11 protein-coding genes, 1 tRNA gene and 3 pseudogenes are annotated in these 14,313 nt (G+C 69.2%); 8 read left to right on the top strand and 7 right to left on the bottom strand.

What is annotated here, in order from left to right:
* Nucleotides 1-109: 109 nt before the first annotated feature.
* Complete coding sequence (locus ACZ5DC_RS12000) at nucleotides 110-868, top strand: Pr6Pr family membrane protein (protein ID WP_468651853.1); 759 nt, start codon at nucleotides 110-112, stop codon at nucleotides 866-868.
* A gap of 67 nt (nucleotides 869-935) precedes the next feature.
* A tRNA-Pro gene (locus tag ACZ5DC_RS11995) sits at nucleotides 936-1,009 on the top strand.
* Nucleotides 1,010-2,246: 1,237 nt separating this feature from the next.
* Here the strand turns inward: ACZ5DC_RS11995 and ACZ5DC_RS11990 are convergent.
* The 5 genes and pseudogenes from ACZ5DC_RS11990 to ACZ5DC_RS11970 form a co-directional block, all read right to left on the bottom strand.
* Nucleotides 2,247-2,417 (bottom strand): annotated as a pseudogene (locus ACZ5DC_RS11990) (transcriptional regulator); the annotation flags it as partial.
* 243 nt (nucleotides 2,418-2,660) lie between these two features.
* Nucleotides 2,661-3,032 carry a hypothetical protein gene (locus tag ACZ5DC_RS11985; protein ID WP_356121074.1) on the bottom strand — a complete coding sequence of 124 codons (372 nt, stop codon included), beginning with the start codon at nucleotides 3,030-3,032 and terminating at the stop codon, nucleotides 2,661-2,663.
* A complete protein-coding gene (locus ACZ5DC_RS11980; protein WP_468651851.1) occupies nucleotides 3,029-7,294 on the bottom strand; it encodes a DUF6531 domain-containing protein in 4,266 nt (1,421 codons plus the stop codon). The genes ACZ5DC_RS11985 and ACZ5DC_RS11980 overlap by 4 nt, the downstream gene beginning before the upstream one ends.
* Complete coding sequence (locus tag ACZ5DC_RS11975; RefSeq protein ID WP_031092012.1) at nucleotides 7,284-7,649, bottom strand: hypothetical protein; 366 nt, start codon at nucleotides 7,647-7,649, stop codon at nucleotides 7,284-7,286. Before ACZ5DC_RS11975 ends, ACZ5DC_RS11980 begins: the two co-directional genes overlap by 11 nt.
* 427 nt (nucleotides 7,650-8,076) lie before the next feature.
* Nucleotides 8,077-8,432, bottom strand: a pseudogene (locus ACZ5DC_RS11970) (site-specific integrase); the annotation flags it as partial.
* Here ACZ5DC_RS11970 and ACZ5DC_RS11965 point away from each other — a divergent pair.
* The 5 genes and pseudogenes from ACZ5DC_RS11965 to ACZ5DC_RS11945 form a co-directional block, all read left to right on the top strand.
* Entirely contained in the window at nucleotides 8,425-8,877 is a 453-nt protein-coding gene (locus ACZ5DC_RS11965; RefSeq protein WP_468651849.1) for an SDR family NAD(P)-dependent oxidoreductase, read from the top strand. The pseudogene ACZ5DC_RS11970 and the gene ACZ5DC_RS11965 overlap by 8 nt on opposite strands.
* A gap of 606 nt (nucleotides 8,878-9,483) precedes the next feature.
* A complete protein-coding gene (locus ACZ5DC_RS11960) occupies nucleotides 9,484-9,687 on the top strand; it encodes a cold-shock protein (RefSeq protein ID WP_030173817.1) in 204 nt (67 codons plus the stop codon).
* Between the two features lie 180 nt (nucleotides 9,688-9,867).
* Nucleotides 9,868-11,340: a DEAD/DEAH box helicase gene (locus tag ACZ5DC_RS11955; RefSeq protein ID WP_468651847.1), complete on the top strand. Its 1,473-nt coding sequence runs from the start codon at nucleotides 9,868-9,870 to the stop codon at nucleotides 11,338-11,340.
* 132 nt (nucleotides 11,341-11,472) lie between these two features.
* Nucleotides 11,473-11,805 carry a CBS domain-containing protein gene (locus ACZ5DC_RS11950; RefSeq protein ID WP_468651845.1) on the top strand — a complete coding sequence of 111 codons (333 nt, stop codon included), beginning with the start codon at nucleotides 11,473-11,475 and terminating at the stop codon, nucleotides 11,803-11,805.
* A gap of 27 nt (nucleotides 11,806-11,832) precedes the next feature.
* Nucleotides 11,833-11,913, top strand: a pseudogene (locus ACZ5DC_RS11945) (SCO5918 family protein); the annotation flags it as partial.
* Nucleotides 11,914-12,036: 123 nt separating this feature from the next.
* Here ACZ5DC_RS11945 and ACZ5DC_RS11940 read toward each other — a convergent pair.
* Nucleotides 12,037-12,411: a hypothetical protein gene (locus tag ACZ5DC_RS11940; protein ID WP_468651843.1), complete on the bottom strand. Its 375-nt coding sequence runs from the start codon at nucleotides 12,409-12,411 to the stop codon at nucleotides 12,037-12,039.
* Nucleotides 12,412-13,040: 629 nt separating this feature from the next.
* Between ACZ5DC_RS11940 and ACZ5DC_RS11935 the strand changes: the two genes are divergently transcribed.
* Entirely contained in the window at nucleotides 13,041-13,391 is a 351-nt protein-coding gene (locus ACZ5DC_RS11935; protein ID WP_366750174.1) for a MerR family transcriptional regulator, read from the top strand.
* A 336-nt stretch (nucleotides 13,392-13,727) separates the two neighbouring features.
* On the opposite strand, the gene ACZ5DC_RS11930 is transcribed toward ACZ5DC_RS11935, so the two are convergent.
* Nucleotides 13,728-14,186 carry a hypothetical protein gene (locus tag ACZ5DC_RS11930; protein WP_468651841.1) on the bottom strand — a complete coding sequence of 153 codons (459 nt, stop codon included), beginning with the start codon at nucleotides 14,184-14,186 and terminating at the stop codon, nucleotides 13,728-13,730.
* Between the last annotated feature and the right edge of the window lie 127 nt (nucleotides 14,187-14,313).

Genomic DNA, 14,313 nt, shown 5'->3' with positions numbered 1-14,313 from the left:
GCCTGCCCGCCCCCTCCCCGCTCTCGCTGCTCCCCCGTACCTCCCCCGCCCTCCCCCATACGGCCGAGTCCACGTGGCCGCCCCCCTCCCCCGCTCCTAGCGTGAGGGCATGACCGCCCCGATACCCAGGGAGATCCCGGACCTGCCCGCGGTCCCGGCCCCGCCCGTGCTGCTGCCCGCCCCGGTCCCGGCCACGGCGGTGGTGGCCCCGGTCCGCCGCCCCCGGGCCGCGGTGTACCGCCTGGTGACCGCCGTGGCGGCGGCCGGCGGCGTCGCGCTGGAACTGCTGCTGGGCCCCCCGGCCGACATCCTGAGCTACTTCGGCGTCCAGGCCGGCATCCTGCTGACCGTGGTGATGCTCCTGTCCGCGTCGAGGGCATGGAGGGCCCGCCGCCCGCTCCCGTCGGCCGTGACAGGCGCCACGCTCCTCTACGTCGTGACCTCCGCCCTGGTCTACCACCTGCTCCTGGCCCACACGACGCCCCCGTTCTCCATGACCAGGGCGACGGCACCCCCGGAGCGCTGGCACGCCCAGTGGGCAGCGCTCCAGGTCCTCCACCTCGTGGTCCCGGTGGCGGCCCTGCTGGACTGGCTCCTCCTGACCCCCGCGGGCCGCCTGCACCTGCGCCAGACCGCGGCCTGGCTCCTCTACCCCCTGGCCTACCTGGTCTTCTCCCTCACGAGGCCCGCCTTCCTGCCGCCGGCCGACCCGTCCCGGTACCTCTATCCCTTCCTGGACGTGGCGACCCACGGCTACCGCAGCACCCTGGCCAACGCCCTCCTCATCGGCCTCGCGATCTACGCCCTGGCCGTCCTCCTGGTGGCCCTCGACCACGCCCGCCCGACCCCGGTCCGCCACCCCGCCTGAAACCGGATTTCGTCTACAGCCACCGGTGGGCTAAAGTAAACGACGTCGCCGCGGGAAGCAGCGACACCGGGGTGTAGCGCAGCTTGGCAGCGCGCTTCGTTCGGGACGAAGAGGTCGTGGGTTCAAATCCCGCCACCCCGACGCCGTAGTACCAGGTCAGGGGCCTGATCCGCATCGCGGGTCGGGCTCCTGAGTGGTTTCTGGGGTCGCTTTGGGAGCCGTTTGGGAGCCGACTTCATATCCCGGCTCCCAGGCAGCTCCCGTCAACCGGCCACCAAGGTCACTCCGCGATCCCCACAGACATCACCGAACCGAGAACGACCCCCGGCTGCCTGCCGCAGCAAGGGATGCGTTCTGCGGCACATCTCGAACCACCCCCACCACTGACTGCCGAGCGCCACGGCCCCTCCGCACGTCTATGAACAGCGATCTCATCCCGGAGCTATGCGCAGCATCGCTGCGCATAGCATGCACGCTTAGCTAACGAGGGACTTGTTGACACACGTCTGCCGTTGATCGCTGCTAGATTCCTCTCCATTCAACCTCTGCATCCAGACCTGATTGCAAGCAAGGTCACGATCGGAGGGTCTGTGCAGCAATGCTGCGCTGGAAGAGCGCTCCCGGGCCCGCAATGCCGCTCACGTTCTCGTCGCCGCTGGCCTGTTGCCGGACGGGACAAGACTGCGGTTGACGCCGAGGCACGGCGCTCCCCAATCCATCCGTGAGGCCATCGTTGCCTGGGTGGGCGAAGATGATGAACGCGCAACGGCCGTCTGGAACAACAACACCGCCAAACCCCTGACCTGGGGTGCAGACGGCATGCCGTACACGCCGACCGGACTCGCCAACCACATCTTCAAGAGTGTGACCGGCCGGACACCTGACGGTATACAGGGGACGACCTGGTGGGACGTCGACACCAACGACGTCCCGAACACGGTCGATCCCGATGAATGGGCGGCGTTGGCAGGATCAAGCCTCGCGGACCTGGCCAAGCAGCTCAGTGGCGCCCGCAAGGACTGGACGATTCTCCACACCCTGCTGGGGCCATCCCGTCCGGGCGATGGGCGACCTACGGTGACGTGGCATCCGTCATCGGCAGCCACGCCGTTCCCGTCGGCACCCACCTGGCCACCTGCGACCAGTGCCCCAACGCGTGGCGGGTCCTCACTGCGTCCGGTCGCGTCAGCGCAGGATTCCAGTGGACCGATCCGTCCCGCACGGACACACCGTCCTGGTGGGCGAGGGTGTCCGATTCGACGGTGGCGCTGCGGTCCCGGAAGCCCGCCTTTCGGTTGAGGTGCTTCGGAGTCTGCTCGACGGCTGACTGCGGTTCCTTCTAACACAGCTCGGGGAAGACCGCCTCGCCAAGCGAGTGTCGAGCGCTGCCTCCCACTGCTCGGTCAGCTTCACGGCCGACGGCGGCGTACGCGTAGGCGAGCCGGGACAGGACGGACGCCCGGACGGCCAGTGGGGCAGCGTCACTCGCACGGCGGGCGGCCTCACCGAGGACGATGGCGTCCGCGGGGCGTCCTCGACTCGCCGCCTGGGAAGCGGGCACGAGCTTGCAAGCGAGCGCCTTCGGGCTCCACCCGAGTTCGTCGAGGGACCCCGCCAGTACGACGTTGGGCTCCCAGTCTGCGGCGCCACGTGCGACCACCCTTCGCTCCAGTGATTCGTTCATCACTCCGCAGGCCCCATGATGACGCCACGGGCAGTCGGACGGGTCCAGGAAGAATCCCGAGCCATTCCGATGGGTCTCGGCGAATCTCAAGCTGCGGTTCTCTCCGCCTCACCGCACCGTCACGGTGACGAGGCCGGGATCCGGCAGTTCCGTCGGAGCGGTGTCGCCGTACCAGGAGAACTCCAGGGCCGAGAGCCTGCCGTCGCTCACCCAGACCAGCAGTTCGCCGAACAGTTCGCCGGAGTCGTCCGTGACCGTACCGGTGGCCGGGATGACGCCGTCCTCGATTGCCGCTTCCGGAACGCCGGGTGGCACGTCCAGATCGACGCTCGGGGACTCCCTCCCCCAGGGGCGGGTGACACGGGTCTGCGCCAGCTGGTTCCTCAGCTCCTGCGCGCCCGGGAACTCCGCCGAGAGGAGCTTGACGAGGACGCGCTGTTCGAGGGGGGAGAGCGGTCTGGTGGTAGGGCGGTCCGTCATGATGTCTTTCCTGGGAACTTGTCTTGGATGAACGCGGTTCCGACGCGGGGTATCCCGTTGACCATGGCGCCGCGGATGGTGACCGTTTCTCCGTCGATTGTACGGTCGACGACGAAACCACCGGATTCTGGAAGGTCGTCGCTCTCCCCGAGACTGTTGACGATGCGCCGGAACGCTTCGGAGCGTCCTCCCGAATTCTTCACTATCTCCTCGAAGCCGTGCTTAGGAGGATCGATGACGTGTTCGAGCTTTCGCGGCGTATTGTCCATCTCGAAGGCCTTGTCGAGCGCCTCCTGAGTGCACTTCACCAATCCCGTCGGGTCGATCCACCGGAAGGGGTTGAGTATGTACACGTGATGGTTCGGCGCGGGATCAAGACCGAGTGGGTCGGGCGAAAGATAGCGCGCGGTTTCCGGATCGTAGAAACGGAAGTAGTTGTAGTGCAGCCCGGTTTCGGCATCGTGATACTGGCCGGGGAAACGCAGGGGGCAGTCCACGGAGCCGGTCTCCGCCCCGGAGCCGATCGGGGTCCCCCACAGCGAGGTACGCCGCCGCCACGCCACGGCTCCGTCCGCCGTGACCAGCTCGGTCGGCGTGCCTGCCGCGTCGGTGACGACGGCGTGGAAGCGAGGGGCGTGATCGGCGGCGGTCTCCTCCGCCAGCCGGGCCAGGAAGGAAGTCTCCGCGGCGCATCCGGAAGGCCAGTGGTCGGTCTGGGCCAGCGGGCGGTGCGTGCCGGGGGCGTACTCCCAGGTGGTCGTCGTGCCGTCGGGGTCTGTTTGCTCGGTCAGGCAGGTGTCGTCCCAGGTGAACTCCGTGCGCTCGACCGGAGAACCGTCCTCGGCCAACCGGTACTTGGCGATGCGCCGGCCCAAGGGATCGTAGGAGTAGCGCCAGCAACTGCCGTCCGGCGTGACGACCTCCGTCAGTCGGTCCTCGGCGTTCCAGGCGTACGTCCAGGTCCGTCGCTCCCCGTTCAGGAGCCTGCGGATCTTGGCGACGAGCCGACCCTGGCTGTCGTGGTCGTACGTCGTGCTGCCCGAGCGGCGGATGACCGTGCCGGTGAACTCCCTGTCACCTGGTGCCTCGTGCGCGGGTGCGGCGGCGTGCGACACGTTCCCCACCGTGTCGTATGCGTAGGTCTCGGTCCAGCCGAGCGCCCGTACGCCGGTGACGCGGCCCGTGGCGTCGAGATCGAAGCTCCGTGTGCCGGCCGTGAGTTCCCGGATCTCGGTAAGGTAGCCGTCGGCCCGGTAGGCGTACTCCCGATGCTCCAGGAGGCGGCGGGCCTCGCCCGCGACCGGTGCCGACGTCAGCGACTGGACGGCGAGACGACCAGCCGCGTCCCAGCTCTGGGCGAGGGTCACATCGGCACCGAGACGGCGCTCCGTCTCACGACCGACGGCATCGTAGGCGAAGGACAGGCTCCCCGCGAAGGAGTCCAGTGCGGTGGGACGTCCCGCCGCGTCGTACGTCCAGCAGGAGGTCAGGCCGGAAGGGGTGGTGCGGCGGATTCGCCGTCCCAGGGCGTCGTAGGCGTGTGTCGTCGTCCGGCCGTTCACGGTCTCCGACAGCACCCTGCCGAGCGCGTCCCGCTCGTACACCAGCTCCGCCTCCGGACCGGCGGCGTGCGCGAGATGACCGGTGGGGGCGTACGCGTACGTCGTGACGCCTGCTGTGCCGCTCCGCTGTTCCAGGATCCTGCCGAGGGCGTCGCGGGCGAATGCCGTGGTCTCGCCCGCACCGTTGGTCCGTGACAGCAGGCCGCCCACGGCGTTGTGCGTGTACGTGACGGTGCGGCCGTTGAAGTCCGTCTCGGCCACGAGGCGACCGGCCTCGTCGTAGGTGTACGACCAGATGTGCCCCAGCGGGTTGCGGACGGCCGTCAGGCGGAGTTCCGTGTCATAGGTGAACTCGTAGTGCGCCCCGTTCGGGTCTGTCCTGGTTGCGGGCACGTCGAAGTGGTGCGGGGTGTGCCGGGTGGTGTTGCCGGCGGCGTCCGTATGGGAGAGCAGGTTGCCCTCGCCGTCCCAGGACCAGGTCTCTCGGGCCCTGTCGGGATGTTCGCGCCAGGCGGGTTTGCCCTCTGTCGTCCAGCCCAGGCGGGTACGGTTCCCGAGCGGGTCCGTCACCTCGATCACCCGGCCGAAGGAGTCCCGGCGGACGGTCGTCGTGTGGCCCAGCTCGTCCGTGAGGGCGAGGGGCAGGCCGGCGTCGTCGTAGGCGAAGGCGCGGGTGTGCCCGAGGGCGTTGGTGGCCGCCGTCGGCCGACCCGCCGGGTCGTACGCGTACCGGCTCTCCGCGCCGAGCGGGTCGATGGTCGTCAGCAGGTTGCCCCGCTCGTCGTACGTGTGCCGCCAGAGGGCGCCGCCCGGCTCGTTCACCTCGGTCGGGAGGCCGAGCGCGTTGTACACGGCCCACGCGACCGATCCGTCCGGCAGGGTGAGTTCCGTCAGATTGCCTGAGACGTCGTAGGTGCACCGCGTGGTGTGGCCCAGCGGGTCCGTCACCGCGACGGGATGGGCACCGTACTCGTCCCACTCCGTGCGGGTGACGTGCCCGAGTGGATCGGTCTCCTCCACCAGCAGCCCGTCGGCGTTGTACCGGTGGACCGAGGTGTGGCCCTGGGAGTCGGTGTACGTCGTGGTGCGTTCCGCGTCGTCGTACGTCAGTGTCCCCGAGAGGATGCCGTCGATGCCCTCGGTGCGGGTGACCCGGCCGCGGTCGTCGTAGACGTACGAGAACCAGGTGCCGTTGCGGTCGGTCCAGCGGGTGACGCGGCCTTCCGTGTCGTAGGTGAAGCACAGGGGCTTGCCGCTGGAGTTGATGATCTCCGTGAGGTTGCCGGCGGTGTCGTAGCCGTAGCGCATGACGACCGTGCCCTCGTCGGGCGCGGTGGATGGGTGGTAGCGGGAGGGCGGCTCGTCCAGCAGGCGCAGGGCCGTGATGCGCGGGCCCTGGGTGTCGACGGCGACGTAGTAGCCGCCGGAGTGGCGGATGCCGAACGGGATGCCGTCGTCGTCGCGTTCGACGTCGATGCGGTTGCCGTTGCGGTCGCTCCAGGAGTCCAGGGCCAGGTGGAAGACGCCGAAGGACGGGGAGGGGACGGGGGCGGCGAAGGTGCGGGTCACGCCCGTCGAGGGGTCGGTGACCGTCATCGCGCCGTCCGGTTTGCCGTCCCACTCCAGGGGCCAGCGCGGGCCCTTGGCCGGCATCGTCGGGACGCCGGGCTGCGGCACCGGATAAACCAGACGCATGCCGTCAGCCGCGGCGAAGACGACGCCCTCGCCGTCGATCTGGAGACACTCGTCCAGGGTGGAGATCCAGGTCGGGCCGAAGCAGACACCGCCCCGGTACGACGAGAGGTGGGTGCGCGTGAACTCCAGAGGCAGGCTGCCGGGCAGGGTCAGGTCCGTCTGGGTCATCAGCATGGCGCCGGTCGCCACGTCGATCGGCTCGCCCACGCAGGGGGTGCGCTCGGCGTTGCGGGCGGCCGGGCCCAGCTCCACCAGGTCGGGGCGGAGCGACGGCGGGCGCAGCAGCAGCGGGGTCGTGTCGGCGAGGCCGCCTTCCATGCTCGCCTTCAGCAGGCCGCCGCCCGCTCCCAGCGCACCGCCGAAGATCATGCCGTCCTTGGCGGCCTGATTGACCTCGTCCAGACTGAAGCCGTGCTGCAGACCGGTCGCCATCTTCAGCGGCTGGGCCACGGCGAGGTCGACCGCGACCGATTCGACCCCGCCGAAGGCGGCGGCGACCAGGGTGCCTGCGGCGATCTCGGCCACCGTCGTGGTGACCGCGATGCCCATCGTGGCACCGAACTCGATGACCGCGTCCGCCGCCGCGACGGCCGCCCCGGAGGCCAGGCCCGCGGTGAAGAAGGCGAGCGTCACTCCGCCCGCGATGACGGCGGCGTCGATGCCGATCTGCGTCCAGAGCTTGTTGATCGCGTCGTCGATGGCGTCGGCGAACTTCTCCAGCGCCTTGGCCATCTCCCGCGAGGACTTCGCCAGGTCGCTCAACCAGCCGCCGTCCTGGTCCTTGGCGTAGCGGCCCCAGAACTTCTCGAACGCCTCGATCGACTCACCGGTGTTGTTGTGGATGATCGACGACGCGCTGCGGTGTACGGGGGCGCGGACGTCGTCCACCGAGTCGGCGAAGGCACGCCAGGCTTTCGCGGCGTCCCTCAGCTTGCCGGAGTCGGCCTCGGGCCACCACAGGCCCAGCTTGAGAAGGATGTGGCGGGCCTTGTCCTCAACGCTCACCGGCACCGTCGCTCTGCTGAGGGGTCTTCACTTGCGTGAACATGCCGGCGATCAACTGGTCGTTGTCCACGTGTCCGTCCGACAGGTCCACCATGGCCTCGTGAATGCTCGTCAAACCGAGCACCAGGATGCCCGCCGCGCTCTCGATCTTCTTCTGCTGCGGCTTGTAGGCGTTGCCGAACTTGTCGCCCTGCTCGTCGTGGCCCCAGGGCTCACCCAGGCCGTCCAGGGTCTGGATCAGCGTGGTCAGCGCCTTGCTGAGATCGATGGCTCCCTGATGGAAGGCCGGTGCCGCCGCCTTGATGTCGGCCGTCTTGATGTCCAGTACCTTGCCGGGCACCTTGCCGTCGCCCATCGATGAACCCCCGTTCGCCATCGCGGTATCCGACCATAGGGCACCCGGGTAAAGGGAGTGTCATGTCGACCCTGCGCGTGATGGTGCCCGCCGAGGGTTCGGCCGTGATGGCCTTCGGAGGAGCGGGTGGGTAGGCGTGCAGGTCCCTTCGGGCGCACGCGCTGGGAGCCATCTGGGAGCCGACCCGCTCCCCAAGCCCTTTCCCAGGCCCCGCTACACCAACCGATCCCACCGCTCTTACCTGTACAAACGCCAGCGAGGCTGGCAGGCTCACCCACCGAACCTCGTTCGAGACGAAGAGGTCGTGGGTTCATATCCCGCCACCCCGACAGCCGTAACAGCAGGTAGGCCACCTAGGAACGTTCCTAGGTGGTCTTCTTGTTTCTGCCTGCGTGTCTATCTGAGTGACTACCCGCTGCCCGCATGCCTACGGCAGCCGCTCCTGCGTGCCGAAGATACCGTCCATGACCACGGCGCCGGTCTGGATCACGGGCCGGATCTGCTTCCGGTAGACCTCCTCGGTCACAGCCGTCCCGGAGTGCCCGACGAGGCGAGAGATCTCCTCTAGCGGCCTCCAGCGGCACGCCCCGGTCGGAGAGCAGGGACACGAAGCTGTGCCGCAGCTCCCTCGGCGTCCACTCGTCAGGGTCTTGCCCACGGCCGAGAAGAAGACGAGGCCGTGTTCCTCCCACTCGTCCTCATCTGCGAGCCGATCCCAACCTGATCTGCCAACTGCTGCCAGAGAGCTTCGACGCAGCACGCCGGCAGAACAAGGGTGCGCTGGGGCGCGTCCAACGCGGGAATCGCCGTGGACGCCGCGCTCGGCGCCCACACCGAGGCGAACGTCGACCTGACGCTCGCCGTCAACGTCAAAAGCCCCCTCTTCACCGTTCAGAAGGCGTTTCCGCTGCTGGCGGAGAACGCCTCCATCTTGGTCGTCGGCTCCAGCAACAGCGTGCGGCCCAACGAGCAACTCGAGGTTTACAGCGCCTCGAAGGCGGCGGTGAGCAACCTAGTGCACAACTGGGCCCGGCAGTCGCGAGAGCGCCGGTTCCGGGTCAACGTGCTCAGCCCGGGACCCACGCTGATCGACTGCGTGGACCGTCTGGAGAAAACCGGCCGCGGTATCCGGGCGGTGACGCGCTCCCTGTCCCACACGCTGAAGCGGGCGCGGGGCGGACGCACCACGGATGACGTGACACTGCTCATGGTGGAGTGGCGCGGCTGACCTCACCGGGCTCGGTCGATGTGCGGCGCATCAGTCATACGGCTCCCGCCCACCGGGAAGGCGTCGATGCGCATCACCCGTTCGGCGACGACGACCCGCGTCGGGAGCCCAGCCCGGGCCACGGCGTCCAACCCGACGCGGGTCACGGGGCCTTGGTCATGAGGACCACCCTCCTTCGGGAGCCGGTGCGCACACGCGACTCGCCTCGTCCCTCCCACGTACTCCTGGGGATGTGACCTTTATTGCGGCATGGGGGTCCCGGGCGCGTTCGCCGTTGTGCGCTCCGCTGACGACGGTGGCCGCGGCACATGGCCCGTCGAGCGAGGTCACAGGGTTGCGGACGGAAGTGCACGGCAGGAAGGCCGTGCCCGTGGAGAGCAATATCTGCGCCCGTGAAATGAGAAATTGATGCGAGGTACGGCGAGTATTCCTCGGCCGCCCGGCGGAGCGCAATTATCGACCGTGCAAGGCCGATCGCACCGTGCTACTGTCGTCATCAGTTGCAGGTGTGGTTGCCAGATGGTTTTTTCCGACGGCTGATCATCACGGCGACACGGAACGCGCACAAGGCGTATTCCTGACACCGTCTCCGAAGGAGAAAACAAAATGGCTACTGGCACTGTGAAGTGGTTCAACGCGGAAAAGGGCTTCGGCTTCATCGAGCAGGACGGCGGCGGCGCCGACGTCTTCGCCCACTACTCGAACATCGCCGCCCAGGGCTTCCGCGAGCTGCTGGAGGGCCAGAAGGTGTCGTTCGACATCGCGCAGGGCCAGAAGGGCCTGACGGCCGAGAACATCGTTCCCGCCTGACGCACCGGCACTGACGCATACTTCGCAGCTGGGGCCCGCACCTTGGGGTGCGGGCCCCAGCTCGCGTCATTCTCAGGGTGTTTCGACCCTGTCATTTTTCGGCCCGTTCTCGCGATTCTCTGCGCCGCTCATTCTGCTGCGGAAACTCCTTGATCGTGCCCGCATCGAGGAAGGTTCCGAATGAACCGCACGCGTACCACTCGCGCACGCACCGATCGCACATACGACCGCTTCGGAGGAAGCACCGCCGCGAGCCGCTCCGGCGGTTACCGAAACCGACAGCCGGCGCGGGGCGAGTTCGCTCTGCCGAAGACGGTCACGCCCGCGTTGCCCGCAGTCGAGTCGTTCGCCGATCTCGCCATGCCGGCGCCGCTGCTGGCCACGCTCGGCCACGAAGGCGTGACCGTGCCGTTCCCCATCCAGGCGGCGACCCTGCCGAACGCCCTGGCCGGCCGTGACGTGCTCGGTCGCGGCCGCACCGGGTCGGGCAAGACCCTCGCCTTCGGCCTGGCGGTCCTCGCCCGTACGGCGGGCAAGCGTGCCGAGCCGCGCCGGCCACTGGCCCTGATCCTCGTCCCCACCCGTGAGCTGGCCCAGCAGGTCACCGACGCGCTCGCTCCCTACGCCCGCTCCGTGAGCCTGCGGCTCGCCACCGTCGTCGGCGGGATGTCCCTCGGCAGGCAGGCCCAAGCGCTGCGCGCCGGCGCGGAGGTGGTCGTGGCGACGCCCGGTCGGCTCAAGGACCTCATCGACCGGGGCGACTGCCGGCTCGACGCCGTCGGCACCACCGTCCTCGACGAGGCCGACCAGATGACCGACATGGGTTTCATGCCCCAGGTCACCGCCCTGCTCGACCAGGTGCGTCCCGAGGGTCAGCGACTGCTGTTCTCAGCCACCCTGGACCGCAACGTCGACCTGCTGGTCCGCCGCTACCTGGCCGACCCGGTGGTGCACTCCGTAGACCCGTCGGCCGGTGCCGTCAGCACGATGGAGCACCACGTGCTCCACGTGCACGACGCGGACAAGCACCGCACGACCACCGAGATCGCGGCCCGCGACGGCCGGGTCATCATGTTCCTGGACACCAAGCACGCCGTGGACCGGCTGACGAAGCACCTGCTGAACAGCGGTGTCCGCGCCGCGGCCCTGCACGGTGGCCGGTCGCAGCCGCAGCGCACCCGGACCCTGGCGCAGTTCAAGGACGGTCACGTCACCGTCCTGGTGGCCACCAACGTCGCGGCCCGCGGCATCCACGTCGACAGCCTCGACCTGGTCGTCAACGTGGATCCGCCCAGCGACCACAAGGACTACCTGCACCGTGGCGGCCGTACGGCCCGCGCCGGGGAGTCCGGCAGCGTCGTCACGCTCGTGACGCCCGGACAGCGCCGCGGCATGACCCGGCTGATGGCTTCGGCCGGCATCACCCCGCACATCACCTCCGTCCGCTCGGGCGAGGCGGAGCTGAGCCGCATCACGGGTGCCCAGGCGCCCTCCGGTGTGCCGGTGGTCATCAGCGCGCCCGTCGTCGAACGCCCCCGCCGCGGGTCTTCGCCGTCCCGCAGCCGCCGGGGCCGCACCGGGCAGAGCCGACCCGTCGGCGAGGGGGCGCGCCGGCGGACACAGCGGCTGCCCGGGCAGGACCCGGCGGCTTAGGCCGGCGCAGTCCCTCCCCGGCGCCCCGGGCCTCCCGAAACCACCCGTGGCTTCCCGGGGCCGCCGGGGCGCAGGGGCCGCAGGGGCCGCAGGGGCCGCCAAACCGACCATCCCCGACCGAAGGAGACACCCGTGACGCCAGCGCGGACGCAGTACCGTACGCCGGACCCCGCTCCCGTGACCGCGGTCGAGGACACCGAAGGGCACGGCCCTCGGGTATGTGACGACATGACCGTCGAGGTGGCTCTGGCCGTCATGGCGGGTGCCCGGGTCGAGTACCTGACCGTGTGCGACGGGGACGACGAGAGCACGAGCTTGGTCACCCGGGGCGGGCTCGCCGTTGTCCGGAACAGTTCCGCGTACACGGACCGGATCCGTCTGCGGGACGTTCTCGACGGACCACTGCCCTCGCCCGGCGTCGGCGAGGGCGGCCGGGTAACAGGCGTAGCCGTCCTCTCGCGCTGACCCGTCGCACCCTGGGCGGCCCGTTCTGTCGTCACGGGTGCGTCCGTGACCACCGGCCGCCGTCGCTACCCGGTCGAGCAGGTGGGCCAGGCCATCACACGACAGGATCGTGGGTGGACGGGCGCGAGACCGCCCTCAGGGCCCCACGGCTGTGTCGCCGCCCGCTCGGAAACCGCCGGCCGGGCCCGCCGGCCGGGCCCGCCGGCCGGGCCACGGGGCGGAGTCAGCGTCTCACCGGTCGAAGTGGATGAGATCACCTACGGTCCATGCGCTGACGTCCTCGATCGCGACTCGGTACATGCCGCCCGTCTCCGGGATCCCGAGGCTGCCCTGCACTATCCGGGCGAGATGGAAGTGCAGATGCGTGGGCGCCTCGCCGCGGCCGGGAGGGTTCTCGCGCGGAGCGCCGGCGAAGACGTCCGAGAACGGGCCGAGGCGGTCCGAGTCCTTCAGGACCTCCGCCACCCGCTCCCTCCACACGGCCTCGGGAGCCAGCCGGCCGGTGATGACGGCTCCGCCGACGATCACGGTCAGCGACATCTGATTGCTTCGCTCGGACTCCACCGCGGCGGATATGGCGACGAGCAGCTCATCAGGGTTCGACATGACAGCAGAGTTTATGCGGTCCACCCGTGCCGTACCGCCTGCGGGACTGAGGAGCTTGCGCTCGGCAGGGGGCGGTTCGCCAACCGGTGAGGACCGATGGCAGCAAGGTTCCTTCTCCTCCGGGGGAGTGAAACCTCCTCTTGTCGGAGTAGATTTTCGGTGCCGGTATGGGTACGCTTCTTCTCGTTGACACGGTCGAACGAGACCCGCCAGACACGAACGGGCGGGTGGCTGAATACGAATACGCAGGTCAGTGCGGCTCTCGTGGCTCGAAGCCGGAGTGTTCCCAGAACGGGTGACGGGGCTGGGAGCCGCACTGGGCGGCTCGCACGTCAAGGAGCTGCCAACAGCAGTACAGGTTCACTCAGCGGTTGGAGCGAGAGGAACGGAGGAGCAGACACCACCAGGATCGCCCGGCCCGAGAGCACTCGGCCGGGTACCGCAAGGCCCCGGATTGGATGGTGGTCCCCGGTCACGCAGCTGCGATCCCCCGCTCCGCCCTGCCGGGCCGGAGAGCGGGCCTAGAAGGTCGGCACAGCAGTAGGGCCGACAGATGGTGTTCAATTTCCTTCGGGGCCCTGGTGCCGTACGGCGCCAGGGCCCCTCGACGCGTTACAGAGCGAGGTGACATGACATCGGACAACCCTCTGAATGATCGACTGGACGACGACGACTACCCCGCGTACACGATGGGCCGGGCGGCCGAGATGCTCGGCACCACCCCGGCCTTCCTCCGGGCCATCGGTGAGGCTCGTCTGATCACTCCGCTCCGCTCTGAGGGAGGACATCGCCGGTACTCCCGCTACCAACTGCGGATCGCCGCGCGCGCCCGCGAGCTCGTCGACAAGGGGACCCCGATCGAGGCCGCGTGCCGCATCGTCATCCTCGAGGACCAGCTCGAGGAAGCGCAGCGCATCAACGCCGAGTACCGCCGCGCGGCCGGCCAATCGGCGGGCGGTTCCGGCGCCGGCTCCGCCTGAACACGCGGGCGCGTGCCGTATCCGGAACGCCGTCTCGCCGCCGAAGGAGAGCACGGCCCGGAAAGTCGCCGGTCCGCTGCTGCCGAATCGACGCCGGCCTCACCCCGGGAGGCGGTTCCTGCCGGTAGGGCTGTGCACTCGCCAAGGGTTGCCAGGACCGGTCCTGGGCTGCCGTTCCAGGCCGCGTCGGCGAGAGCACACGGAGCAGTCTCCGGTACTCCTCAACCTGGTCTGTCAGACCCGGGCACATCACGGGCATCACAGGAGCGCACACACGAGTCAAGTGCGGCACGGCCGGCCAAGGACCTCTGTGCGGGCGACGATCCCGGTCACCCCTCAGCTCGCGTCCCCCCACACGGCGTGCAGGTCCTCGCAGCGCACGGTGATCGACGCGTCGGTGAGCGCGATCTCGTGCACACAGCCGCCGTCCTCGTCGGGGAGGATCTCGTCGAGCAGCACGGTGTCGACCAGCATCCAGTCGATGGCATGCGCATAATCGACGGAGAAGTGCGTCACGCCCGAGTAGCTGACGCGCAGGCCGCAGTCGTGTTTGAACCTGTTGGGCGCGAAGTCCAGTTCCAGCCGCCCGCTCTTGTCGGTCGCCGGACGGATGGCGGCCAATTCCAAGTCCTTGACGCACCGGTCGGCGCCGGGAATGTCGTAATGCCCCGGGTCGGAGGCGAACGCCCAGGCGCCCGGGGGGAGTACGCCGCGCAGGCGAGGAAGCTCGGCCACATAGGCGGACGGGTCCAGGAAGAATCCCGAGCCGTCCCAGTGGGTGTCGACGAATCTCAAGCCGCGTTCCTCTCCGCCTCACCGCGCCGCCACACCGGGGGGCACGTCCAGACCGACGCTGCCGAACCATAGGGCGCACGGGTGAAGGGAGTGTCATGCCGGCCCTGCGCCCACGGGCGAACCACCC

It is taken from the genome of Streptomyces sp. NPDC031445 (assembly GCF_055581365.1).
The sequence above is the reverse complement of the archived record's forward strand: the minus strand, read 5'-3'. Positions and strand labels throughout refer to the sequence as shown.